This window comes from Nonomuraea sp. NPDC048901 (assembly GCF_040649695.1).
Classification (GTDB): Bacteria; Actinomycetota; Actinomycetes; order Streptosporangiales; family Streptosporangiaceae; genus Nonomuraea.
Map to the genome: position 1 here is coordinate 21,534 of NZ_JBEZFW010000024.1, position 23,951 is coordinate 45,484.

Sequence of the window (23,951 nt, forward strand, 5' to 3'; positions counted from 1 at the left end):
GAAGGGGGTATTTGCGGGGCAAAGTTTACACCGAAAGTTTAACGATACCGTTTAAGGAATGGATATCAAGGACACCGCCCGTCCGCTTGACGGCGCGAGCATCTCGGCGTTCCTCCGGACGCTGCCCGCCAAGCCCCTGCTGCTCGGTCTGGGTGAGGCCCGGCACTTCGTGCAGGAGTTGGGCGAGGCGCGCAACGAGATCTTCCGGCATCTGGTCGAGCACGAGGGCTACCGGTCATTCGCCATCGAGAGCGACTGCCTCATGGGCCTCGTGGTGAACGACTACATCACGACGGGCACGGGCACGCTCGACGACGTCATGGAGCGCGGCTTCAGCCACAACTTCGGCACGTCCCCGGCCAACCGCGAGCTCGTACGCTGGATGCGTACATACAACGAGGAGCACGACGAAAAGCTCCGGTTCTTCGGCTTCGACGGCCCGCTGGAGTATTGGGCGGCGAGCCCGCGCCAGGCACTCACCGGCCTCTATGACCTCCTCGACGGCCCGCTCCCCGGCGCCGTAGTGACCAGGGAAACCCTCGACACGCTGCTGGGCCCGGACGACCGGTGGTCGAACGAGGCCACGGCCATGGATCCGTCCCTGTCGATCGGCCAGTCCGCCGACGCCCAGCGGTTGCGGCTGATCGCCGACGACCTGGTGGCGCTGCTCGACACGCAGGCGCCGGGGCTGAGCGCGGAGGACAGGGAGCTGGCGGAGCTGTACGGGCGCACCGCCGTCGGCCTGCTCCGCTTCCATTACTGGATGGCCGACGCGTCCCCGGCGCGGTGGACCCGGCTGTCGGCCCTGCGGGACGCGATGATGGCCGACAACCTGCGGGCCATCGCCGAGCACGGCCCGGCCCTGGTCTTCTCCGCCAACCTCCACCTGCAGCGGCACAAGAGCTTCATGTCGTTCGGCGACCAGACGCTGGAGTGGTGGAGCGCGGGGGCGATCACCGGGACGCAGCTGGGCGACCAGTACGCCTTCCTGGCCTCGGCCTTCGGCACGGTCGGCGAGGACACCCCGTCCCCGGACACCGTCGAGGGCATCCTGTCCGGGCTCCCCTGGGACCACTCGCTCATCGACGCCCGCCAGTTGGCCGAGGCCGTCACGAAGCCCATCCAGCGCGTGTCCCAAGATTTCGCCTATTTCCCGCTGGACCCGGCCCAGCTCGACCTGATCGACGGCGTCGTCTTCCTCAAGCAGGCCGTCAGGCTGTCAGGCTGGCCCGAGAGGGGATGAGCCGGCGGCGGTGGCGAGGCGGGTGGAGAGGGCGCGGACGCGGTCGACGAGTTCGGGCGGCGCGTGCACCTCGAAGTCGATGTCCATGAGCGCGACCCAGACGGCGAGTTCGTCGAGGTGGTTCGCCCCGCTGGACAGCATGCAAGAGCGCTCGTCGATCGGCTCGATCGTCCCCGTCGTGGCCGGCATGTGCGCGGCGACGACCTCGGCCGGCGCGTACATCTTGAATCGGCCCTGGTACCGATAGGGCGCACTGGAGATCGACCGGGACATGTAGGCCGCCACGTCGGAGTCGGGCGGGTCGCGGGGGACGTACCGCGGCCCGTTCGGCGTCCGCAGGCTCAGACGGTCGATCCGGTAGGTACGCCAGTCGGCCCGGTCGGTGTCCCACCCCAGCAGGTACCAGTGCCGCCCCGAATGGACGAGCCGACAGGGCTCGGCGGCGCGAACGCTCTCCTGCCCGTCGTGCGCCCGGTAGTCGAACCGCAGCGTCTCGTGGTCACGGCAGGCGGCGGCGATCGCGGTAAGGGCCGCCGGGTCCACCACCGAACCCGCCCGCCCCATCGGCACGGTCATCGACTGCAGCGCGTGTACGTGATGCCGGAGCCGGGACGGCAGCACCCGCTCCAGCTTGGCCAGCGCCCGCACGGAGGTCTCCTCGATTCCTGACACCGAGCCCCCGGCCGCCGTCCGCAGCCCCACCGCGACCGCCACCGCCTCCTCGTCGTCCAACAGCAGCGGCGGCAGGTCCGTACCCGCGCCGAGCCGGTAACCGGGCGCGCCGGGGGTGGTGTGCACGGGATAGCCGAGCTCGCGCAGCCGCCCGACGTCACGGCGGACGGTACGCACGGTCACGCCGAGCCGCTCGGCCAACTCCACGCCCGACCGCTCCCGGTGGGTCTGGAGAAGCGAGAGCAGTCTGAGCAACCGGGCCGATGTCTCCAACATGTTCTCCAGATTGCCGCACTCCTAGGACTGCTCCTGTCCTAGCTCGTTCCTAGCGTGTACTGCATGACGTTCACCACGGAGATCAGTCCGTTCCGCATCGATATCCCGCAGTCCGCGCTCGACGACCTGCACGACCGGCTGGCGCGCACCCTCTGGCCCGACGAGCTGCCCGGCGTCGGCTGGTCGTACGGCATCCCGGTCTCGTACGTGCGCCGGCTGGCCGAGTACTGGCGCACCGGATACGACTGGCGCAGGCACGAGGCGGCGCTCAACGAGTACCCGCAGTTCACCACCGAGATCGACGGCCAGAATGTCCATTTCCTGCATGTGCGCTCCCCCGAGCCGGACGCGCTGCCGCTGGTCCTCACCCACGGCTGGCCCGGCTCGATCGTCGAGTTCATGAAGATCATCGGCCCGCTCACCGACCCGCGCGGCCACGGCGGCGACCCCGCCGACGCCTTCCACGTCGTCGCCCCGTCCATCCCCGGCTTCGCCTTCTCCGGCCCCACCCGCGAGACCGGCTGGGACCTGAGCCGGGTCGCCCGCGCGTGGGCCGAGCTGATGAGCCGTCTCGGTTACGAGCGCTACGGCGCCCAGGGCGGCGACAGCGGCTCGGTCATCTCCCCCGAACTCGGCCGCTTCGCCCCCGACCGGGTGGCCGGCGTACACGTCAACGGCGCGCTCGGCTTCCCGACCTTCGACCCGGCCGAGATGGAGAACCTCACGGAGACCGAGCTGGCCCGCATGCAGCAGTACGCCGACAACGACCGCTCCGGCTACGCGATGATCCAGGCCACCCGGCCGCAGACCGTCGCCTTCGGCCTGCACGACTCCCCCGCCGCCCAGCTGGCCTGGATCGTGGAGAAGTTCAAGGAGTGGACCGACCCCGCGCACGACCTGCCCGAGGACGCGGTCGACCTGGACCAGATGCTCACCGACGTGACGATCTACTGGCTGACCCGCACCGCCGCCTCGTCGGCCCGGCTCTACAAGGAGGGCTCGGCACAGTGGGGAACGCCGGTCGAACGCTCGGAGGTCCCGCACGGGGTCGCGGTCTTCCCCGGCGACGGCGGGATCCGGCGGATCGCCGAGCGCGAGCACAATGTGATCCACTGGTCGGAGTACGACCGGGGCGGCCACTTCGCCGCCATGGAGGCCCCTGACCTGCTGGTCGACGACGTGCGGGCATTCTTCCGAAAGGTCCGCTAGCTCCGGGCCCTGTTGGAGCCGCGGTCTGTCGGGGCAGGAAGGCCGCGGAACATCCGCGCACCGCGGCTCTCAATCTCTGTTGAACGGATCGCGCCGCAGCACGACCTTGGTAGTGCGGGCACGGTAAGCCTGGGGTGCCTGATCCCACTTGGCGGTCAGCTGCGGCGTCGTTGACGGAGCGGGTCGTTCGCGAAGGATCGATCGGTGACCGTCGATCGGCGATCCTGTGTACGCGCGGCCCGCGAAACAGGGAAAATGGAGTCCGCGAAACAGGGAAAACTCGGCCCGCGAAACAGGGAAAACCGGGCTCTGCGCTGTCTATTTGCAGGTGAGGGCGGTATGGATCTTCTTCCTCGGCTCGCGGCCGACTCTCTCAAGGAGCTTCTCGCAGAGCTCAGGATCGTCATCATCAACGGACCGCGCCAGTCCGGCAAGACAACGCTGCTCCAGTCCTGCCGACGGTTCGGCGAAGCCACGTTCACCACCCTCGACGATCCTTCAGAGCTCGCCATCGCCAAGGACGATCCGCGCACTTTCGTACGCAGACGGCCCCAACCGGTGATCATCGACGAGATTCAACGAGCCGGTGATCCCCTGATTCTGGCCATCAAGCAGGTAGTCGACGAGGACTGGTCTCCAGGCCAGTTCGTGCTGTCAGGGTCGACCCGCTTTCTCAGCATCCCCACGTTGTCGGAGTCGCTCGCGGGTCGGGTGGCCTTCGTGGACCTGTGGCCCTTCGCGGTCAGCGAGCGAGTGGGCGACGCGGGCAGATTCTGCGATCAGGCGTTCATCGACCCGGGGGCCTTCACCAGTCGCCAGTCGGCATGGACACGCGAGGACTACATCCACCTCATTAGCCAGGGCAGCTATCCGGAAGTCCTGCGTCTGAACTCACCAGTGGCGATTCGGGCGTGGTTCCGTGGCTACCTGGACACCGTGATCTCGCGCGACATCCGCGAGTTCGCCCATGTCAACAAGGCCCAGGCGATCCCCGATCTGATCGCCCTGGTCGCGGCTCGAGCAGGCGGCCAGGTCGTCCTCGCTCATATCGCCGAAGGTCTAGGGCTGGACGTCGCAACCGTGCGTACATATCTGGCCTACCTGGAAACCGTGTTCCTGGTCGCTCCGGCGCCCGCATGGTCCAACAACCTCAGCTCTCGGGTGACCCACGCACCCAAGACCTATGTGACTGACAGCGGACTGGCCGCCCACCTAATGGACGTGGACGCGGAGTCGCTCCTTGCCCCTGGTCATCCAGCCCTCGGCGGACTGCTCGAGACCTTCGTCTTCGCAGAGCTGCTCAAGTTGTCGACCTTCGCCCGCCGACATGTCGCCGTACGGCACTATCGGGACAGGGAGAAGCGGGAAGTCGACTTCATCCTCGAACGCCGCGACGGCACTGTGGTCGGCATCGAGGTCAAGGCGTCGGCCACGCCCAAGAGCGAGGACGCCAAGCACCTGCGCTGGCTGAGAGACAAGCTCGGCGACAGGTTCCGTGCCGGGTATGTCCTGCACCTCGGTGCGACGAACCTCCCGTCAGGGGATCGAATCTTCTTCTCGCCACTGTCGATCCTGTGGAATCACATGGGACCGGATACGGTGACACCGAGCCTACCGTCCCGCCGCTAGCCTCACCGGCTCACGCCCAATGAACCGACCCCGCGCATGACCTGCCCGAGGACGCGGTCGACCTCGCCCAGATGCTCACCGACGTGACGATCTAACGGCTGACCCGCTGGCCGGAGTACGACCGGGGCCACTTCCCCGCCATGGAGGCCCCTGACCTGCTGGTCGACGACGTGCGGGCATTCTTCCGAAAGGTCCGCTGACTCCAGCCTGCGTCAAAGCCGTCGACGCGGGCCGATGGGGGCCTCGGGTGTGTCGAGCCAAAGCTGTTGCCCTTCGGGGGTTACGGTCATGCCGAATCGCTCAAGGCCCGGCTCGCCCCAGCTCACCCACCGAAAGTACGCGTCTGTCACCTCCTCCCAGAGATGGCGGTCGCCGAGCTCGTACACCCAATGCTCGCCGTCGGGCTCATAGATGGCGGCGCCCCACTGGCCGGCATTGCCGGGATCGACGAGGAACAAACGTTTCTCGTCGTCGAGGCGCATGCGGAGACCGGTGAGGGCCGACATCACCAGGTTGGCGCCGGCCGGCGCGTACGTGATCGTGCGGGGGTCCACCGCGGTGGTGAACCGCCGGCCGCTACAGTCGTCCGGATCACCCTTGGTAGCGCCCTGCGAGCGCATCATCATGTACGAGGCGTAGCCCGGGAACCGCCCAATCGCGCTGCCGTCCGGGAGAACAACGAGCCGTAGCGAGTGGTCGGTGTCGAACCCGGTCGAGAACGGCGTGACAACGACCGCGCCCGGGCGGCACTGCGCGATCCAGGCGTACGGAACCGTGTGCACCGCGCACGTCACGTGCACGCGGTCGTACGGCGCTGCCTCGGCCCAGCCTTCCGCCCCGTCACCAACGATCAGGTGCGGGTGCACGCCGGCCGCGGCCAGGTTCTTTGCCGCCTGCTCGGCGACGGCCTGGTCGACCTCGATGGACGTCACCCGCGACGCGTCGCCGACCAGGTGAGACAACAGCGCGGCCGTCCACCCGGTGCCGGTGCCCACCTCGAGTACACGGTGCCCAGGGTCGGGGTCGAGCTGCGTGAGCAGGTCGACCACCGTGCCCGGGGCCGAGTTCGACGAGGTATAAAGCCCTTCCACCTCGCGGATGTCCGTCGCGCCCTTGTCGAGCTGCGTCACGATGGGGGCCCTGCCGTACACGGCCGCCCACCATGCCTCGGGATCGCTGCCCCGATCGATCAGCTCGGGGCCGGCGTCCGTCGTGGCCACTCCCACCGGGGGCACGTACAGGTGCCGCGGCACCGCGTGTAGCGCGTCGATGATCGTGCCCCTGATCGGGGCACGAGTTCTGCTGATCGCCGCGATCATGCCCTCGACGCTGGCATCGAGCTCGGGCGTCACTTGCCCTTGCCCTTCCCGTCTCCCTCATGCTTGCCGCCGCTACCGTCTCCGTCGCTGGTGCTCTTCTCCTTCTCAGGGACCTCGAACGGCCTCAATGACGGCTTTTCGCCCTCGTGCTTACCTGCCATGTGGGGGCCTTCCTCGCCTCGTAACGAACGGCCTCCGCGACCATATGACTACTTTCCGTTACTGACAAGAGGCCATTCAATTACGTGAGGGAGACCCCCGTGCCCGCTCGTCATGGATCTGCCTCGCCGAGCGCGAGCACAACGTGATCCACTGGTCGAAGTACGACCGGAGCGGCCACGTCGCCGCCATGGAGGCCCCTGACCTGCCGGTCGACGACGTGCGGGCATTCTTCAGAAAGGTCCGCCAAGCCCGGGGGTATTGCGCCTGACGCGACGTCAGCGCCTACCGTCGTCGATGTGAACGCACGACGCTGGAACATCGGCGACCTCGCGGCTGCCACGGGCGTGACCGTACGCACCCTGCGCTACTTTCACCAGATTGGCCTGTTATGCCCGGCCGAGCGGTCGGCCGCGGGGCATCGCGTCTACACCGGCGACGACGTTCGCAGGCTCTACCAGATCCTGGCGCTCAGGGAGCTGCGGCTGCCGCTCGCCGAGATCGCCGACTCGCTGGACGGCGCCGATCTGCAAGCGACGATCCAGCATCAGCTCGAGTTGGTCGAACGTCGGCTCGCCGCCCAGCACACCCTGCGTCGCCAGTTGCTCGGCGTCACACAGGCGCTGCGGGAGGCCCAGGAGCCGTCGATCGACCAGCTCATCGAGGCAATGGAGGCAATGATGCAGGCCCGCCACTTCACGCCCGAACAGCTCGCCCGATTCGAGGCCCGGCACCGAGAGCTCGGAGAGGAGGGGTTCGCGCATCGGCTGCGCGGGCTCACGGGCCTGGCCGCAGAGGCCGGTGGCTTCGCCGAACGCGGCACCGACCCGGCCGATCCCGCCGTCCAGGAGCTGGCGCGACGCTGGACCGAGGCGATGGCCGGGCTGGTGAACGGCGACAGGAGCGCTCTGTCGGCCCTCTACGCCAAGATCGACACCAAGGGAGCGGAGGCGGCCACGAAAGGCATCCTCAGCTCCCCCGCGTGGGACTACCTGAAGCGGGCCTTCGCCGCCGGCTACCCGGGCTCCGTCTGAACAAGGCGTCCCAGGCTAGACGGTCACCGCACCGTCCGAGGCGGAGCCGACGGTCGCCGCGTACTTGGCCAGCACGCCCCGCTCGACCGGCCGCTCCGGCCGTACCCAAGCGTCCCGCCGCACCTCCAGCTCCTCCTCCGGCACGTTCAGGTCCAGCGTTCCCGCCGCGCTGTCGATGACGACCACGTCGCCGTCGCGCACCAGCGCGAGCGGGCCGCCCACGTACGCCTCGGGTGCGACGTGCCCGATGACCATGCCATGCGAGACCCCGCTGAACCGCCCGTCGGTGACCAGCGCCACCGAATCCCCCAGTCCCGTACCCACCAGCGCACCCGTGATCGACAGCATCTCCCGCATGCCGGGCCCGCCGGCCGGGCCCTCGTAGCGGACGACGATCACGTCGCCCGGCAGGATGCGCCCCTCCTGGATCGCCGCGAAACAGGCCTCCTCGCCGTCGAACACCCTGGCCGGGCCCTCGCGCCGGAAATCCGCCTTGCCGCTGAGCTTGAGCACACATCCGTCAGGGGCGAGCGAGCCGCGCAGGACGGCCAGCGCTCCGCGTGCCTTGGCGGGGTTCTCGACGGTCGTGACCACCTGCTGCCCCGGCGTCTCCGTCGCCGCCGCGGCGACGTCGGCGTACGTACGGCCGTCGACCAGGGCGGCATCCGCGCGCAGCAGGCCCGCGTCCAGCAGCCGCCGGGCCACCAGCGAGGTGCCGCCCGCGCGCCACAGGTCGGCGGCGGTGTGCGGGCCGCTGGGCATGAGCCTGGTGATGATGGGGACCTGGCGGCAGATGGCGCCGATCTCGTCGACGCGCAGCGGCAGCCCGGCCTCGCGGGCGATGGCGAGCAGGTGCAGGACGGCGTTCGTCGAGCCGCCCATGGCGGCCACCGAGACGATGGCGTTGTGCAGGGCGTCCTCGGTGAGGATGCGCGAGGGCCTGGCGTCGCGGGCCAGCGCGTCCATGACGAGCTCGCCGACGCGCTCGGCCGCGGCGTTCTTCGTCTCGGCCACGGCCGGGATGTCGCCGATGCCGAACGGGGCCAGGCCGAGGAAGTCGGCGACGGAGGCCATGGTGTTGGCGGTGTACTGGGCGGCGCAGGTGCCGGGGCCCGGACACGCGTACTTGGCCAGGTCGTCCACGTCGGCCTGGTCGACCCGGCCGACCGCGCGCTCGCCGAGCGCCTCCCACATGTCCTGGATGGTGACGTCCCGGTCGCGCCAGCGGCCGGGCATCATGCTGCCGCTGTAGAGGACGAGGGCGGGTACGTCCAGGCGGGCCAGCGCCATGATGCCCGCCGGTACCGTCTTGTCGCACCCCACGATGCACACCAGCGCGTCGAACCCGTGCGCCCGGCCCATCAGCTCGATCGAGTCGGCGATGATCTCGCGGCTGACCAGCGAGGCGCGCATGCCGGGGGTGCCCATGGTCAGGTTGTCGGAGACGGCGATCGTGTTGAACTCCATCGGCGTGCCACCCGCCCTGCGCACCCCCGTGGCGACGTGGGCGGCCAGTTCGCGCTGGGTGAGGTTGCAGGGCATCGTGCCGGTCCAGGTGGAGGCGATGCCGATCATGGGGCGGCGCATCTCCTCCTCCGACAGTCCCATGGCGTACAGGTGAGAGCGGGCGGGTGCGCGGTCCGGATCATCGGCGATGCTCATGCTGCCACCTTACGAACGAGCCGGCCGTACCGATCACTGAGGGCCCCCTGGTCGTTCCTTGACAAAAATAATTGTCGGTGGGAGGCTGCAACCATCTGACAAGGAGACGGATATGGACAAGGTCACTTCCAAAGACGGCACCCAGATCGCGTACGACCGCATAGGCCAGGGTCCGGCGGTCATCCTCGTCGACGGCGCGATGTGCCACCGCGCGGCCGGCCCGAACCCGGCCCTGGCCAAGGAGCTGGCTCGCAGCTTCACCGTCTACACCTACGACCGCCGAGGGCGCGGCGACAGTGGCGACACCGCGCCGTTCTCCCCCGAGCGCGAGATCGAGGATCTGACCGCGCTGGTGGAGGAGGCGGGCGGCACTGCCTTCCTGTACGGCATCTCGTCGGGCGCGGCGCTGGCCATGGCGGCCGTCGAGAGTGGCCTGCCGGTGTCGAAGGTGGCCGTCTACGAGGCGCCGTTCGTGGTCGACGACACCCGGCCGCCGATCCCGGACGACTACGTGCGGCAGCTCGAAGAGATGGTGGCCACCGGGCGCCGGGGCCAGGCGGTCGCCTACTTCATGCGCAAGGGCGTCAACCTGCCCGGCGCGGTCGTCGCCATGATGCGCTTCATGCCCGCCTGGTCCGGTATGAAGGCCATCGTCCACACGCTGCTCTATGACGTCGCGTTCGTGGCCGACTACGAACGTGGCAAGCCGCTGCCCGCCGCTCCCTGGGCCTCGGTCAAGATCCCGACCCTGGTGATCTGCGGCAGTAAGAGCCCGCTGTGGATGCGCAACGGCATGCGGGCCTGGGCCGACGTGCTGCCCAACGCCGAGCACCACACGCTCGACGGCCAGACGCACATCGTCAAGGCCGCGGCCCTGGCACCGGTCCTGGAGGGGTTCTTCCGATGAGATTCCGCGCCGTCGTCGAACTGGGCGGCAAGACCGCCACGGGCATCGAGGTCCCCGCCGAGGTCGTCGAGGGCCTCGGCGGAAGCAGGCGGCCCGCCGTCAGCGTCACGATCAATGGCTACGGCTACCGCAGCACGGTCGCCTCCATGGGCGGCCGGTACATGCTGCCGATCAGCGCCGAGAACCGGCAGGGCGCGGGGGTGGCCGCGGGTGACGAAGTGGAGGTCACGCTGGAGCTCGACACCGCGCCCCGAGAGGTGGCGGTGCCGGCCGACCTGGCCGCAGCGCTGGAGGACGCCCCCGAGGCCAAGCGCTTCTTCGAAGGGCTGTCGTACTCCCGCAAACTCCGCTACGTCCTGCAGGTCGAGAGCGCCAAGAAGGCCGAGACCAGGCAGCGGCGCGTCGCCGACACCGTCACCCGGCTCGCCAACGGTGAGGGCTGACCGCACTTTTGCGGACGAAAGCGCGTCTTTGCCAATCGAGTGGGCATATGGGCGCCATGGCTGAGTTCCTGACCGATATCAAGACCATTCGCGAGCGCGCCCGCGCCGAGATCGACAAGGGCCCGATCACCGACGCCTACGGCGCCGACCTGGAGCGCGTCATCCAGGTCTGCAACGAGGCCCTGGCCACCGAGCTGGTGTGCGTGCTTCGCTACAAGCGGCACCACTACACCGCGTCCGGGCTGCAGTCGGAGTCGGTGGCGGCGGAGTTCCTGGAGCACGCGGGCGAGGAGCAGGAGCACGCCGACAAACTCGCGGCCAGGATCGTACAGCTCGGCGGCGCGCCCGACTTCAACCCCGACACGCTCAGTTCCCGCGCCCACTCCCAGTACGACGAGAGCCGCGGACTGATCGACATGATCAAGGAAGACCTGGTCGCGGAGCGGATCGCGGTGGCCAGCTATACCGAGATCATCCAGTGGCTGGGCGACAAGGACATCACCACCCGGCGAGTGTTCGAGGAGCTCCTGGCCAAGGAGGAGGAGCACGCCGACGACATGCAGAGCCTGCTCGAACGGATTCCCTCCTCCTAAGACCCGCCCCGGCTGACCTTTCCCGGCGGAAGGGCCCCGCGCCACGGAGCCGACGTCACCATTTCACCGGCAGTGACACCAGGCCTGCCGTCAACGAGTCGGCGCGCACGCGCAGCTCCTCGACCGGCACCGCCAGCCGCATCCCCGGAAAACGCGGGATGAGCCGGGCGAACACCGCCTGCAGCTCGATCCGGGCCAGCGGCGCCCCGATGCAGTAGCGCGCGCCGTAGCCGAACGAGACGTGTGCCATCGCCTCCCGGGTGATGTCGAATCGCTCCGGGTCCGCGAACATCGTCTCGTCGTGGTTGGCCATGCCGATGTGCAGCAGAACCAGCTCGCCCGCCCGGACCGTGACCTCGCCGATCTCCAGATCGACGCGGGCGTATCGGGGGATGCCGCCGGTGCCGTTCACCATGGGCACCCGGAGGATCTCCTCGATCGCCCCGGTGAGCAGCTCGGGCCCGGCCAGCAGGGCGTCCCACTGCTCCGCGTTCGCCAGCAGGTACAGCGCGCCCATGCCGATCTGTACGACCGTGGTCTCGTGTCCGGCGAACAGCAGGTTCATGGCCCGTCGCGCGATCTCGTCGTCGTTCGTGTCGGGCACCTCGATCATGCGAGAGATCACGTCGTCGCCCGGTTCGCGTCGCTTGCGCTCGACGAGGCTCTTGCCGTACTCGTACAGGTCGATCAGACCCTGCATTGAGCGGGCGTTGTCGGCGGTGTTGCCCGCCGCCTCCGTCCAGGCGCGGAACTGGTCGCGATCCTCGTACGGTACGCCGAGCAGCTCGCAGATGACCAGGATCGGCAGCGGCAGCGCCAGCGCCTGGTGGAGATCGGCCGGTGAACCTTGCCGCTCCAGCTCGTCGAGCAGCTGGTCGGTGAGCTCTTCCACGCGCGGACGGAACGCCCGCATGCGCTTCGGCGAGAAGTGCGGCTGGAAGACCGCCCGCATCCTGGTGTGGTCCTCGTGCTCGGTGTCGAAGTCGCCCATCGGGCCACCGAACAGCGCGGACTCGCCGATGCGCGCGGCGGTCTCGGGTTGGGGGTGCGAGCGGCCGAGCCGGTCGTCGTCGAGCAGGCGGCGCACGTCCTCGTAGCCGGTCACCAGCCAGGCGTCGTCGCCCGTGCTCGTCTTTACGCGATGCACCGGCCCCTCGGCCTGCAGCGCGCGCAGCAGGGGCGCCGGCCGGAGGAGCTCAGGCTGCTCGAAGGGAAGCTTGTTTACTGGCATGTGTACAACGGTATTTGTAGACTCGAAAGTAAACAAGAGGAGCGCGCGCATGGAAACCGTCCGGCGGATGCCCCGGGCCGAGCGCCGGGAGCAGATCCTCGACGCCGCGACGCGGGCCTTCGCGGTCGGCGGCTACACGGCCACCGGACTCGATGATGTGGCCACCGAGGCCGGCGTCAGCCGGGTGATCCTCTACCGGCACTTCGAGTCGAAGACCGACCTCTATCGGGCGGTGCTCGACCGGGCGGGCTCGCGGCTCGGCGAGCGGGTGGGGGAATCGGGCTACAGCGACCAGACGATCCCAGCGCTCATGCGGGCGGCCGACGCTGACCCGGACGGGTTCCGGCTGCTGTTCCGGTATGCGGCCCGCGAGCCGGAGTTCCGCGACCTCATAGACGACTTCACCCGCGAGTCCGTCCGGATCGCCCGCGATCATCTGGCCGCCAGGATCGTCGATCCCAAGTGGGCGGACTGGGCGGCGCGGCTGGTGTTCGCGGTGGCCATCGAAGGGGTCATCGCGTGGCTGGACGCCGGACGGCCCGATCCCGACACGGCGGCCGAGCGCGTCTCCCGGGCCGTCCACGGCGTCATCGAAGCGGCCTCCTGACCGCGAACTCCTGGCCAGAGGCCATCCGGAGATGCTGCTGTGCCAGGGATCGAAAATCTATAGTCGCCACGGTAGACATTCGTGGTTGTTGTGGCTAGTGTTTCTCCCATCGCAAGGAACGGATCCACGAGGGCGGCGCACGAGATACCCAGCGTCACGACGAGCCGCCCGGACGAGCGTGGATAGCAGGAGTGATCGGCAGAAGGTCGGACGTGCAGGGCCAAGAAGTCGCAAGGGGCCCCACACGTGGACGCGCTGCCAAAACGGCCACACGGGCCGCGGCAACACCGCAGTTGGAAATGAGAAGTAACCGGCAGAAGGTCGGACGTGCAGGGCCAAGAAGTCGCAAGGGGCCCCACACGTGGACGCGCTGCCAGAGCGGCCGTCGAAGGCCGTCTCATGACATGGGTTGTAAAAGGTTCACAGATAGCGAAGGGAGTGTTGAACGCCATCAGGATCGCCCGTCGCCGGTGTGTTTTCGCCGCACGGGTACCGCAGCTCCACAGACGGGAAGGTGGTCTACGGTCACGCTTACGCGATCCCCGCACCCCGCCCTCAGCGGGCGGCTGTTGCGGAAACGGCAATTCGGCCTCTTGGCCGATAGATGGTGTTGAACAACCTAGTTGCGGGCCCCGGCGCATCATGGCGCCGGGGCCCTCGTCCGCGTTCAGGAGGTTACATGGATCGAACATCCACAGAGTTGGCCACAGGGCCCGATAGCAAGCCCAAGCCCCGCACCACGGCCGCTACTTCCACGCTCGCGTCAAGCGCCGCTTACGGCGACAAAGCCGAGTCCCGCACCCTGCCACCCTCCGATGCGGCGGTGGATGCCAGCGCTGAAGCCAAACTCGACGATGACGACTACCCCGCCTACAGCATGGGCCGGGCCGCGGAGATCCTGGGCGTCAGCGCGGCTTTCCTGCGCAGCCTGGGCGCCGCCAAACTGATCGAGCCGCAACGCTCCAACGGCGGCCACCGCCGCTACTCCCGCTACCAGCTGCGCTTGGCGGCCAGAGCCCGCGAGCTGGTCGACCAGGGCACCGCCCTGGAAGCCGCTTGCCGGATCATCATCTTGGAAGACCAGCTCGCCGAGGCGCTACGCATCAACAACTCCCGCGACCGCCCGGCCGACCATTAGCGCCGGCGACCTCATCGACCCCGCGGCCTGGTCCCGCAAAGCGCCGGCCAGGCCCAGCGATGCCCCGGATGCCGGGACACCGATGTCCGCCTGACAGCCAAGCCTTCTACGCGAATGCCTTCTGGAGCCAGCCCTGCCAGGACTGCTCCAGCGCCTGCCCGTCGATCTCGGCGTACGCGTGGTGCTCGACCACGACCGTGCCCTGGCCGTGGATGAGCATGTAGAGCCCGTCGTCCGTACGCACGCCCACGAACGTGCCCGGATCGGTCACCCACTCGACGACGCCCTCCTGCGGCGCCACCCCGTCGGGCGCGATCGTGACCCGGTCGCCCGCGGCGATGCCGCCGGTCAGGCCGAGCACGCTCTGGAAGGCGGCCCACGCCTGGTCGTGCGACGCCTGCGGGCCCCAGAGCATCAGGTTGTGCGTCGAGATCCGGCCGCGGAAGTGCTTGAGGTAGGCGGCCAGCTTGCGCAGGTATTGGAGGTCGCCGAGCTTCAGCGCGTCGTACTCGGACTCCCAGTCGTCGCCGAGGAAGCCGCTGTGCACGAAGCGGAGCACGGTGCTGCCGCTCTCGCGGCCTTCGATGAGGTATTCGAACGCCATGAACGTGCCGTCTTCGGGGTTCTCGTCGCCGCGGTAGGCCAGCCGTTTGCCGGGCTCCCACACGGTGACCGTCGAGCCCATGCTGAAGTCGCCGCCGAAGGTCTGCGTGCCCCTGCCGCCCTCGCGGGGCTCCAGCTCGCTGTGGCCCATGAACCAGGAGTCGATGCCCGGTCCTTCGGCGATCGCCTGCCAGACCTCCTCGGGTGAGGCTTCCAGCTCGATGTCGTGACGTACCTCGAACTCGTGCGGCATGACCGTCTCCTCGGTGGATGTCCCTTGCGCGTGTGACCGACACTTCCACCGACAATTAGAATTGTCAAGCACTCCGTGATTGTCGGCGGATCGCCCTCCTGGGCGACGGGACTCGCTCTTGAGAGGGAGACCGAGGATCGCCCGTCGCGGCGATCCCTTTTGAGCGGCGAACTCCGAGGATGGGCTGCATATCCCGCAGCTTGAAGGAGAACCAGTCGTGCAGAATCGCACCGCGCTCATCGCCGCTCCCGTGCTCGTCCTGACCTACGGTCTGCTCAGAATCGTCGACGGTTTCGACGGCGTCCGAGGCCCCGGCTTGGCCTGGACAGCCGGGCACCTCGCCTTCCTCGGGGCTTTGACACTGTTTATCCCGATATTTTGGGAAATGCGGAGGATGCTGGGGCGGTCCGCCCTCGCCACCACGGCCCTGGTCGCGGGCGTCGTCGGGATCGGCTGCGCGGCCGCCCAGTTCGCGATCGACATCATCGTCGGCTTCCTGGCGGCCGACCATGACGCGATGAGCCCGATGTTCGAGCAGGTGAAGGCGGTGCCGGGCGTGAACCTGGCCGTCTACAGCGCGGGCCCGATCCTGTTCTACGTGGCCCAGCTCGCCTTCGCCGGCCTGCTCGCCGGGCACCGGCTGGTCAAGGTCTGGGTGCCGGTCGCGGTGCTGGGCGAGGTCGTGCTGTCGGCGGTCGACAAGGACCTCATCCCGGTGGGCGCGATCCTGCTGTTCGTCTCGTTCCTGCCGCTGATGGGCCGCCGTACGACGACGGCGAGGCACGCTCCCGTACATGCGTGAGAGCCGGCGTACGGGGAGCATGAGCCGGCATACGGAAAGATGGGGCACTGTGTCCGACTTGTCGCTTATCGACATCGTGCGTCGAAGGATCGCGGGGCTCCCTCACCTCTGGGTGGACGCCGCGCTCACCGCGGTGATCCTGATCGCCCAGCTCTGGCCCCTGCTGTTCAGCGATGAGCGGACCGGCGAGCCCTGGGACTGGTGGGGGTACGCGGTGGTGGTCGCCGCGTCGTTGCCCCTGGTCTGGCGGCGGCGGGCGCCGATCACCGTACTGGTCGTCTGCCTGTGCACGGGCGCCCTCTACGACCTCGCCGACCACGTCGCGCGCCAGCCCGTCTGGTACGGCGGCATGGTCGCGCTCTACACGGTCGCCGCCTACTCCGGCACCTGGCAGCGGATTCTCGTGCTCGCCATGACCGTCACCGGTGGCCTGCTCGTGGTCGGCTCGTCGGAGACCGCGCTGCGCGGGACGGTGCTGTTCGTCGCCGCGTACGCCATCGGCCGGGCCACCGCCACCTCCCGCGCCCACGCCGCCGCGCTGGAGGAACGGGCCGAACGGCTGGAAAGGGAGCGACAGATGGAAGCGGAACGCGCGGCCGAGCGCGAGCGCGCCAGGATCGCCCGCGACATGCACGACATCCTCGCCCACGCGGTCAGCCTCATGGTCGTCCAGGCCGAGGCGGGGCCCGTGGTGGTCAGGAGCAACCCGGCGCGGGCGGAGGCCGCCTTCGACGCGATCGCCGCGGCGGGACGGGACGCGATGATGCAGCTGCGCCGGATGCTGGGCGTGCTGAAGGACGAGGAGGCGCCGCGCGCGCCACAACCCACCATCGACGACCTGCCCGCCTTGGCGGACCAGGTCTCCCACACGGGGTTGCGGGTGGCGTTCGCCTCGACCGGCACGCCACGGCCCGTCTCGCCCGACTGCGCCGTCGCCGCGTACCGGGTCACGCAGGAAGCACTCACCAACATCGTCAAGCACGCCGGCGCGAACCACGCGGACATCCGGCTCACCTGGGAGGACAACACCCTGATGCTCGATATCACCGACGACGGGCACGGGTTGCCGTCAAGCGGGCGCGGGCTGCCTTCTGGCGGGCACGGGCTGATCGGCATCCGCGAGCGCGCCGCCGCCTGCGGTGGCAGCGCCGCGGCCCATCCCCGCACCGACGGGCCGGGCTTCCATGTGTCGGTACGGCTTCCGCTGGCCCGGGCATGACCGGCCAGGACGCGGCCCCGAGCATCCGGGTCGTGGTCGCCGACGATCAGGAGCTGGTCCGCGGCGGGTTCGCGATGATCCTGGACGCGCAGCCGGACATCGACGTGGTGGCCGAGGCGGGCGACGGGCTCCAGGCCGTCGCCGCGGTCCGCGAACACGACGCGGACGTGCTCCTGCTCGACATCCGCATGCCCAGGATGGACGGCATCGAGGCGGCCAAGATCGTGTGCGCGGAGACCGGGTGCCGGGTGCTCATGCTCACCACGTTCGACCACGACGACTATGTCTATGACGCGCTGCGGGCGGGGGCCAGCGGGTTCCTGCTGAAGGATGTGCGACGGGACGATCTGGTCAACGCCGTACGGGTGGTCGCGGAGGGTGAGTCGCTGCTGGCGCCGACGGTGACCAGGAGGCTGATCTCCGAGTTCGCCTCCCGGCCCGCCGCCAGGCCCGCCGACGCGCTGGACGTACTGACCGCGAGAGAGCGCGAGACGCTGCAGCTGATCGCGCGCGGATTGTCGAACGCGGAGATCGCCAAGGCCATGGTGGTCAGCGAGCACACCGTGAAGACGCACGTCAGCAACCTGCTCGCCAAGCTCGGACTGCGCGACAGGGTGCAGGCGGTGATCACCGCCTACGAATCGGGCCTCGCGGTACCGGGTGCGTAACGTGTGGTCAGACGGGGTAAGCGGGGACGTATGCACGACCTCTCGACCGACGAAACGGGAACGGCTCCAAGAAAAGTGGATGAATCACCCTGTCAGGTGATGCAATGGGCCGACCCGCAATCACCCGAGGAGGCCCGTTGAGAGACAACCTCGACCTCGCCGCGAGCGCCCAGCAGCTGGCCGACGCCGCGCCGGCGGGCTCGCTGGACCGCGCGGCGGCCGCGTCCGTGGCCATCACGCTGGCCACCACACGCGACGTCATCCAGGCCAGGGAGACGCTCGACGGCCTCGCGCCACAGGACGTACGCCAGGCGGCGCTCACGCTCTTCGAGGAGCTCTCGGCGAGCTGACCGGACCGACCTCATACCGACGCCGCACCCAGCGGGGACGCGCGGCCTCTTAAGCGTGCCGTCCCGGCATCGGTCCGGCCCGCCTCCGCTCCGGGAACGTCTGGGATCTGGGGACGCTCAGCCGTTGGCGTCGTCGGTGGCGCGGTAGGTGGCGGAGGCGCTGCCGAGGCGCCCCTGCTCACGCTGGGCGGCCTGGGTGAGGAGCTTGAGTGCGGTACCGATCGCTTCCAGCCGCTGCCCGTTCGCCTGCCAGTACGCGCGCGCGTAGTCGTCGTCGCCGAGCGCCTTGCGGGCCGCCTCCTTGTGCGTCTCGTACCGGTCTTCCACACCCCGCAGACTGTCCGCGAGGTCGCCCATCGCCCCCGCCAGCCCTTTGATCCGGCTGGCGCTGTAACTGACGCCGTCGGGTTCCATCCGGCCGCACCCTCCCTGACTCACCGACTTGATCGATAGTATGCGAGCGTCCTGATGGCTTCGTGGGGTTGATACGACGATGAGTGATTCATGGGATTTACTCCAACAACTCGTCCAGGACATCGATCGGCAAACCGAACAGGTCAAGGAGATGCACCGCAAGGTGCGCGACCTGACGGGCTCCGCGCAGTCCGACGACGGGATGGTCACCGTCACCGTCGGGCCCCGGGGTGAGCTGCGGGCCGTCGACTTCGATCCCCGCGTGTACCGCGAGCTGACGCCCACCGAGCTGGCGGCATGCGTCATCGAGCAGGCCGCCATCGCCACTCAAAAGGTCTCCGCGGAGCTCAGGACCCTGGCCGGGCCGATGGTCGCCGAGGACGTCCCGTTCGAGGATCTGTTCGGCGAGGGCACGGGCTTCGAGTCGTTCCTGCCGGGCGCCGACCGGCGCGGGCCGGGCGCGTGACGGTCCGGGAAACCGGCTGATGGGGCTGGATCTGGGGTTGGTCCCCGAGCTGGTCAGGCATCTGGCGTTGCCGCTGACGGCCGGCGCGTTCCCGGAGGCCGTTCCGGACGCGCTGGTGCGGGAGGCCGAGGCGCTGGAGGCGCTGGCCGACGAGCTGGCCGCCATCCGCGTCGAGGACGCCGAGCCGGTGCTGCGCTACCTGAAGGGCTCGGAATGGGACGGCGCCGCCAAGGACGCCTTCCAGCGGGTCCTGAACTTGCTCGCCGGTGACGGGCGGACGGCGCCTCAGCTGGCGAACCTGGAGGGTGACGCGCTGCTGAAGCGGGTGGAGAAGGCCATCCGCCAGGAGGCCCGGCGGCTGCGCGACCACGCGGAGGACATGGAGCACACCCAGTGGATGCAGTACGCGGCGCTGGCGCTGCTCGCGCTGGCCATCGCCCGGCTGCTGGTGTGGGTGTACCTGTACGGGCCGTCGGTGCTGAAGCTGATCCAGGTGCGCACGCTGATGACCCGGATGTCGATCCAGGCGCTCAAGTGGCGGCTGCTGATGAACATGCTGGGCTTCGCCGCGGTGATGGGCGGCCTGGACCTGGCCGTGCAGGCGGCGCAGCTCCTCTTCGGCAACCGGGACAAGCTCGACCTCGAGTCGTTGCTGCTGTCCCTGGGCAACGGGGCGCTGACCGGCCTGGTGTTCACCGGGGTCGACTTCGGGCTGTCGCGCCTGGCCACCCGGGAGCTGGTGTTCATCGTGTCGCGGGCCGAGCTGGGGGTGCGCGACCAGATCGCGGCCATCGGGCAGAGCGTCTACGGGCGGGCGCTGGCCGGCGGCGTGTCGGGCACCGTGGGATCGATACCCGGGCTGGCCCTCAGCGACCAGCTCGACCCGGCGCACCTGTTCTACTCCTTCGTGGCGGGCACGGCCGGAGGCATCGGCATCCCGCAGAGCGCCCGGACCCACTACATGCCGAGGGCCGGCGACGCGCCGGAACTGATGCACGGCGCCGAGCCGGTCGCGGGCGGGCGGTCCACCGGCGCGGACCTGTCCTCCGGCACGGAGCTGTCCTCCGCCCGGCACCCCACCGGTCCGGAGCACAGTCTGACGCACGGTCAGGGGCGCGGCCTGGGCGGAGAGGCCGCAGGGGTCAGAACCTCGGACGGGTCCGAGCCGCGGCGGGTCATCAAGCCGACCCAGGTGGTGCTGAGCGGTGAGAGGCCCCAGGCTCCGGGCGGGCCGGAGCAGCGGATCCGCCCGACGGACGCGCGTCCGGCCGGTGACGCCCAGCTGACCGGCCAGGTCGCTCGCCCGGCGCTCGGCGGCCGTGCGGCGCCCGCGGCGGTGGCGCACGGCCAGGCGGGCGTGCTGGGCCACGTATCCGGCGCGTCGAACGCCACGCCAGGGCACCCGCAGCCCCTCCACGACCTCCCGCTCCGCACGCCGTACGTGCCGCCCACCCCGCCACTGCCGGGCCCAGACGCGCAGGACGGCCTCCCCCGCCAGGCGGACTCACAGCAGGTCGCCGACCGCGCCGCCGGCTCGCAGCAGGTCGCCGACCGCGCCGTCGGCTCGCAGCAGGGCGACGGCGGGGCCGTCGTGCCCGGCTCGGACCGCCCGGCCGCCCTCGACCAGGCCCGGGATCCGGTGAACACGGTTCCAAACCCGACGACGCACACCCAGGACGGAGCCCCCGTACCGCGCGAGGGCGCGCCCGCCGGAGCTCACCTCGCGGACGGCGACGGCACCGGCAGGGGCCGCATCGACCAGCTCATCAACCGGGACGGCACTCCCCCGCCGCCCCTGGATCCCGACGTGACCTCCTTGGGCCGCCGCATCGCGGGCAGGCTGCAGACCGCGGGCAGGCTGCAGACCGCGGTGCCGGACGAGGCGTGGGCGCATACCTTGGGGACGATGGCCCGCACCGTGACCTCCACCATGCAAAACCCCACCGTGAGAGAAATGATCAGCCAGGTCCACAAGCTGTCGCGTACCGTGGGCATGCCTGTCGCCTTCGACGGGCTGGTACGCGTCTTCGACGAGGCGCAGCGGCAAGGATTCGATCCCGCCGGGGCGACGAACAGGTTGGATCTGGTCGATCGGCTGGAGCTGTACCGGAAGACGGACCCACTGCTTTTTCCCGGCCTGTGGCTCGCCGAAGGGGAGCCCGTGCGCCCCTCCTTCGGGCTCGCGCGGACGCTCGGCCGGATTGACCTGGCGATCGGCTCCGCCAACGGCACCACGCGCGAGATCAGGGTCAACCAGCTTCGCCGCCTCACGTTCGACCTGGACCTCGGGCTCTACTCGCTTGATCACTTAGGGCGCCTGTTCCTGGACGCCGAGGCGAGAGGCATGGACGTCCAGGGTGTGGCAGGGCGGCACGACCTAGTGCGCGAGTTGGAGCGGACCCGGGAGAGCGACTCCGAGCTGTGGGACGGGCTGCGGATCGCGGACGAGCACGCCATCGCCGGGCTCGGCGACCCGGCCGCGCGGGCGATCAGCCGTACCGACCGGGCGCTCCGCTCGGTCGCGCCCGATGGTCGGCTGCGTAACCTGGCGGCCGAGGCGGGATTCTCGCACGCGCTCCGGACGTTCTCCGAGATGCTCGTGGAGGTGGACACGCACGGTGCCCTCCCGGAACGGCCGGCGACCCACGCGGAGCTCGTGAAGAGCCTCACGCGGTACCGCGAACGCGACATGGACGGCTGGGACGTGCGTGTCATGGACGAGCGATTCCCCGCCGCGGGCCTGGACCCGGCGAAGGCCGCGCTCCTGGGCCGGATGGACCGCGTCATCGTCGGCGACGGCGCGCCGCGTCCCCCGCTGGACCCGCTGCCCGGACTGTCGCGCGAACTGGGCCTCGGCGACCGGATAGGCCGCCTCGCCCACGTGGCCGAGCGCGCGCAGCGGCTCGGCTTCGACCCGGTAGGCGCTCCTGACCGGGCGGCGCTGGTGGCGGCGCTGCGGGGATACATGGACACCACCCCGGACACTTGGGCAAGGCTGCGGGTGTCCGACCGGTACGCGACCGGGCTCGGCGAGCCCGCAACGCGTGCACTTGCGCGCATGGACCGGATCGTGGGCTCGCCGGGCGACGCCCCGGCGTGGGTCCTCGATCCCCTGCGGAAGCTGGCGGGCGATCTCGGCCTGGGGCACTCGGTCCACCAGCTGGCCCACGTGTTCAGGGGGGCCGAGGAGCGCGGGCTGGATCCGGCCGGCGCCGCCGACCGGGCCGACCTCGTCCACCGGCTGAACTCCTATTACCGGGCGCCGGCGGAGGTGCCGTACCGCTTCAGGCCGACCTTGACGCGCCTGGCTGAAGAGGCGCTCACAGACCAGCTCCGCCAGGCGGCCGCCCGTGACGCCGCCGCCGGCGCGTCGACGGTGAGGGCTCGCGACCGCGTCTCCGACCTGGAGGCGGAGCACGCTCGTGCGCTGGAGGCCCGCGCCCGCGCCTGGGACAGCCGGCCCCGCGAGCCGGAGGTCTCCTATCGGTGGAACCCCGAGGCGTTCGAACGCGACCTCGCGGAGGCGTTCGCGCGGGCGGAGCGCGGCGAGCCGGTCGTGCCCTACCTGACCGAGGACGCCACCGGCGGACTGGCCGCGCCCGGGACCGGGTTCAAGTTCGGCCGGGAGATAGAGTACGACCTGCCCGAGTCGCTCAAGCCGCACCAGGACGCGATCAACCAGGCCATCGCCCGCGACCTGTACGACGCGGGGCTTACTCCGGATCCGTGGACGCACCCCTACCACACCGGCCACGACGGCGGCTACTACGAGGGCGACAACGGCTGGCGGCTGGAACAGGACGTAACGGTCGCCGGAGAGCTCGTCTCACCACCGCTGTACGACACGCCGCGCACGTGGGCAAGCATCCAGCTCGTGTGCGAGATCATCAAGTCGCACGGCGGCGTGGCGACGCCGAGCACGGGAGGCCACATCCACGTGGACACTTCCGCGTTCGACCACATCCCCGCCTTCTACCAGCGGCTGCTGAGGCTGGTGAACAGAAACTACTTCGACACGTTCCTGCGGCTGATGACGAACCCGGAGCAGGACCGCCACCGGGGGCTCGTCTACTGTAGGCCCAACATGTGGGACTCCGCTGGGTACGTCACACTGGACGAGCTGGTGAGCTCGCAACTCGAGCGCGGCTCCGCGGTCAACGTGCAATCGGTCGAGGGCGGCCGGACAGACCACACGGAGATCCGCCTCCCCGACGGCTCGTTGGACCCCGGCGTCATCCAGACGCAGATCAAAGTGGCGCTGGGAACGGTGGACCTGGCGCTGCGGCTCGGCGACGACCAGTTCCCGCTCAACCACGACGTCAAGGACGTCGCCGGCAACCATACTGAGCACCGCAGGCGCCTGGACTACTCGTCCTATCTGGAGCTGGCCGACCACCTCTACCACCGGGCGGCCGACAAGGCGCAGCTCACGGCCCTGTTCGCGATCACCCGATGGAACGAGAAGAGGGAAGAGCCCTGGTGGCGATGAGTGAAGCGAACCGCGCGGCGGTCGTCATCCGCAACACCTCGGCGGCGGACCGGCCGCCCGCCATGCCGGTCAAGGTCGACGGCTCGTTGTACCGGTACGAGATGATCTTCTCTGGCGGCGGCTCGCGGGCGTACGCGGACGAGCCGGACGAGCTGGTCGGCGCGCTCAGGCCCGGCTACGACGCGCTCGGCACTCCGGAGGAGCGACGCGAGGCGCGCGAGCGGATCGCGCTGGACGCCCAGGTCAGGGCGCAGGCGGAGCTGGCCGCGGCCGGGCCGCTGGAGGAGTGCACGCCTGAGGAGCGGGCCGTGCTGCTCGGCGGCAGGCACGTGCCGCCGGCTCCGGAGGAGTGGGCCGCCCCCGTGCCGCTGGTGCTGATCACGTCGTTCTACGAGCCGGCCGGGTCACTGCCCCGGCCGCGCGGTCCCGAGGAGCTTCAGGTATGGCTGGACCCGGCGGACGACTGGACGCTCCTGACCAGCCTGCACGCCGCCGGGACGATCCGGGTCGCGATGCTCCGGGATTCCCCCTAAGCGCGCCGGTTCTAAGCGCGCCGGTTCTAAGC

At 69.7% G+C, this 23,951-nt stretch carries 23 protein-coding genes; 16 read left to right on the forward strand and 7 right to left on the reverse strand.

Annotated elements, in window-relative coordinates:
* Positions 1-58: 58 nt before the first annotated feature.
* Positions 59-1,243 carry an erythromycin esterase family protein gene (locus tag AB0C30_RS49980; RefSeq protein WP_357957727.1) on the forward strand — a complete coding sequence of 395 codons (1,185 nt, stop codon included), beginning with the start codon at positions 59-61 and terminating at the stop codon, positions 1,241-1,243.
* Here AB0C30_RS49980 and AB0C30_RS49985 read toward each other — a convergent pair.
* A complete protein-coding gene (locus tag AB0C30_RS49985) occupies positions 1,220-2,191 on the reverse strand; it encodes a WYL domain-containing protein (RefSeq protein WP_357957729.1) in 972 nt (323 codons plus the stop codon). The two genes, AB0C30_RS49980 and AB0C30_RS49985, sit on opposite strands and share 24 nt — an antisense overlap.
* 63 nt (positions 2,192-2,254) lie before the next feature.
* Here AB0C30_RS49985 and AB0C30_RS49990 point away from each other — a divergent pair, with 63 nt between their 5' ends.
* Together AB0C30_RS49990 and AB0C30_RS49995 are read left to right on the forward strand one after the other, a co-directional pair.
* A complete protein-coding gene (locus AB0C30_RS49990) occupies positions 2,255-3,400 on the forward strand; it encodes an epoxide hydrolase family protein (protein ID WP_357957731.1) in 1,146 nt (381 codons plus the stop codon).
* A 204-nt stretch (positions 3,401-3,604) separates the two neighbouring features.
* Positions 3,605-5,029 carry an ATP-binding protein gene (locus tag AB0C30_RS49995; RefSeq protein WP_357957733.1) on the forward strand — a complete coding sequence of 475 codons (1,425 nt, stop codon included), beginning with the start codon at positions 3,605-3,607 and terminating at the stop codon, positions 5,027-5,029.
* A 212-nt stretch (positions 5,030-5,241) separates the two neighbouring features.
* On the opposite strand, the gene AB0C30_RS50000 is transcribed toward AB0C30_RS49995, so the two are convergent.
* On the reverse strand, positions 5,242-6,381 hold the full coding sequence (locus AB0C30_RS50000; RefSeq protein ID WP_357957735.1) for a methyltransferase domain-containing protein: 1,140 nt from the start codon (positions 6,379-6,381) through the stop codon (positions 5,242-5,244).
* The gene (locus tag AB0C30_RS50005; RefSeq protein ID WP_357957737.1) at positions 6,378-6,509 is read right to left on the reverse strand and encodes a hypothetical protein; all 132 of its coding nucleotides are present in this window, start codon (positions 6,507-6,509) and stop codon (positions 6,378-6,380) included. The genes AB0C30_RS50000 and AB0C30_RS50005 overlap by 4 nt, the downstream gene beginning before the upstream one ends.
* A 297-nt stretch (positions 6,510-6,806) precedes the next feature.
* Between AB0C30_RS50005 and AB0C30_RS50010 the strand changes: the two genes are divergently transcribed.
* Complete coding sequence (locus tag AB0C30_RS50010; protein ID WP_357957739.1) at positions 6,807-7,541, forward strand: MerR family transcriptional regulator; 735 nt, start codon at positions 6,807-6,809, stop codon at positions 7,539-7,541.
* Between the two features lie 15 nt (positions 7,542-7,556).
* Here the strand turns inward: AB0C30_RS50010 and ilvD are convergent, their stop codons facing one another.
* The gene (ilvD, locus tag AB0C30_RS50015; protein WP_357957741.1) at positions 7,557-9,203 is read right to left on the reverse strand and encodes a dihydroxy-acid dehydratase; all 1,647 of its coding nucleotides are present in this window, start codon (positions 9,201-9,203) and stop codon (positions 7,557-7,559) included.
* 112 nt (positions 9,204-9,315) lie between these two features.
* Here ilvD and AB0C30_RS50020 point away from each other — a divergent pair, with 112 nt between their 5' ends.
* Genes AB0C30_RS50020 through AB0C30_RS50030 form a run of 3 tightly spaced genes read left to right on the forward strand, consistent with a single transcriptional unit; the run spans position 9,316 to position 11,146 of the window.
* On the forward strand, positions 9,316-10,110 hold the full coding sequence (locus AB0C30_RS50020; RefSeq protein ID WP_357957744.1) for an alpha/beta hydrolase: 795 nt from the start codon (positions 9,316-9,318) through the stop codon (positions 10,108-10,110).
* On the forward strand, positions 10,107-10,553 hold the full coding sequence (locus AB0C30_RS50025) for a YdeI/OmpD-associated family protein (RefSeq protein ID WP_357957746.1): 447 nt from the start codon (positions 10,107-10,109) through the stop codon (positions 10,551-10,553). The genes AB0C30_RS50020 and AB0C30_RS50025 overlap by 4 nt, the downstream gene beginning before the upstream one ends.
* Positions 10,554-10,609: 56 nt before the next feature.
* Positions 10,610-11,146, forward strand: a complete 537-nt coding sequence (locus AB0C30_RS50030; RefSeq protein WP_357957748.1) for a ferritin-like domain-containing protein — start codon at positions 10,610-10,612, stop codon at positions 11,144-11,146.
* Positions 11,147-11,201: 55 nt separating this feature from the next.
* Here AB0C30_RS50030 and AB0C30_RS50035 read toward each other — a convergent pair whose 3' ends face one another.
* Positions 11,202-12,377, reverse strand: coding sequence for a cytochrome P450 (locus AB0C30_RS50035; protein ID WP_357957750.1), 1,176 nt, complete (start codon positions 12,375-12,377; stop codon positions 11,202-11,204).
* Between the two features lie 49 nt (positions 12,378-12,426).
* On the opposite strand from AB0C30_RS50035, the gene AB0C30_RS50040 reads away from it, so the two are divergent.
* A complete protein-coding gene (locus AB0C30_RS50040; RefSeq protein ID WP_357957752.1) occupies positions 12,427-12,984 on the forward strand; it encodes a TetR family transcriptional regulator in 558 nt (185 codons plus the stop codon).
* 877 nt (positions 12,985-13,861) lie between these two features.
* Positions 13,862-14,122, forward strand: coding sequence for a MerR family transcriptional regulator (locus tag AB0C30_RS50045; RefSeq protein ID WP_357957980.1), 261 nt, complete (start codon positions 13,862-13,864; stop codon positions 14,120-14,122).
* A gap of 106 nt (positions 14,123-14,228) precedes the next feature.
* Here the strand turns inward: AB0C30_RS50045 and AB0C30_RS50050 are convergent, their stop codons facing one another.
* Positions 14,229-14,978: an SRPBCC domain-containing protein gene (locus AB0C30_RS50050; RefSeq protein WP_357957754.1), complete on the reverse strand. Its 750-nt coding sequence runs from the start codon at positions 14,976-14,978 to the stop codon at positions 14,229-14,231.
* A gap of 217 nt (positions 14,979-15,195) precedes the next feature.
* Here AB0C30_RS50050 and AB0C30_RS50055 point away from each other — a divergent pair, with 217 nt between their 5' ends.
* The 4 genes from AB0C30_RS50055 to AB0C30_RS50070 all read left to right on the forward strand — a co-directional run bounded on the left by AB0C30_RS50055 (position 15,196) and on the right by AB0C30_RS50070 (position 18,017).
* A complete protein-coding gene (locus AB0C30_RS50055; RefSeq protein WP_357957756.1) occupies positions 15,196-15,780 on the forward strand; it encodes a hypothetical protein in 585 nt (194 codons plus the stop codon).
* A 76-nt stretch (positions 15,781-15,856) separates the two neighbouring features.
* The gene (locus AB0C30_RS50060) at positions 15,857-16,999 is read left to right on the forward strand and encodes a histidine kinase (RefSeq protein ID WP_357957758.1); all 1,143 of its coding nucleotides are present in this window, start codon (positions 15,857-15,859) and stop codon (positions 16,997-16,999) included.
* A complete protein-coding gene (locus AB0C30_RS50065) occupies positions 16,996-17,667 on the forward strand; it encodes a response regulator transcription factor (RefSeq protein ID WP_357957760.1) in 672 nt (223 codons plus the stop codon). Before AB0C30_RS50060 ends, AB0C30_RS50065 begins: the two co-directional genes overlap by 4 nt.
* 137 nt (positions 17,668-17,804) lie before the next feature.
* Positions 17,805-18,017 carry a hypothetical protein gene (locus tag AB0C30_RS50070; protein ID WP_357957761.1) on the forward strand — a complete coding sequence of 71 codons (213 nt, stop codon included), beginning with the start codon at positions 17,805-17,807 and terminating at the stop codon, positions 18,015-18,017.
* Positions 18,018-18,134: 117 nt separating this feature from the next.
* On the opposite strand, the gene AB0C30_RS50075 is transcribed toward AB0C30_RS50070, so the two are convergent.
* Complete coding sequence (locus AB0C30_RS50075) at positions 18,135-18,431, reverse strand: hypothetical protein (protein WP_357957763.1); 297 nt, start codon at positions 18,429-18,431, stop codon at positions 18,135-18,137.
* Between the two features lie 79 nt (positions 18,432-18,510).
* Between AB0C30_RS50075 and AB0C30_RS50080 the strand changes: the two genes are divergently transcribed.
* From AB0C30_RS50080 to AB0C30_RS50090, 3 genes are read left to right on the forward strand one after another with little or no spacing between them, the layout of a single operon-like run.
* The gene (locus tag AB0C30_RS50080) at positions 18,511-18,897 is read left to right on the forward strand and encodes a YbaB/EbfC family nucleoid-associated protein (protein ID WP_357957765.1); all 387 of its coding nucleotides are present in this window, start codon (positions 18,511-18,513) and stop codon (positions 18,895-18,897) included.
* 19 nt (positions 18,898-18,916) lie between these two features.
* Positions 18,917-23,386: a hypothetical protein gene (locus AB0C30_RS50085; protein ID WP_357957767.1), complete on the forward strand. Its 4,470-nt coding sequence runs from the start codon at positions 18,917-18,919 to the stop codon at positions 23,384-23,386.
* Positions 23,383-23,919: a hypothetical protein gene (locus tag AB0C30_RS50090; protein WP_357957769.1), complete on the forward strand. Its 537-nt coding sequence runs from the start codon at positions 23,383-23,385 to the stop codon at positions 23,917-23,919. Before AB0C30_RS50085 ends, AB0C30_RS50090 begins: the two co-directional genes overlap by 4 nt.
* Positions 23,920-23,951: the final 32 nt, after the last annotated feature.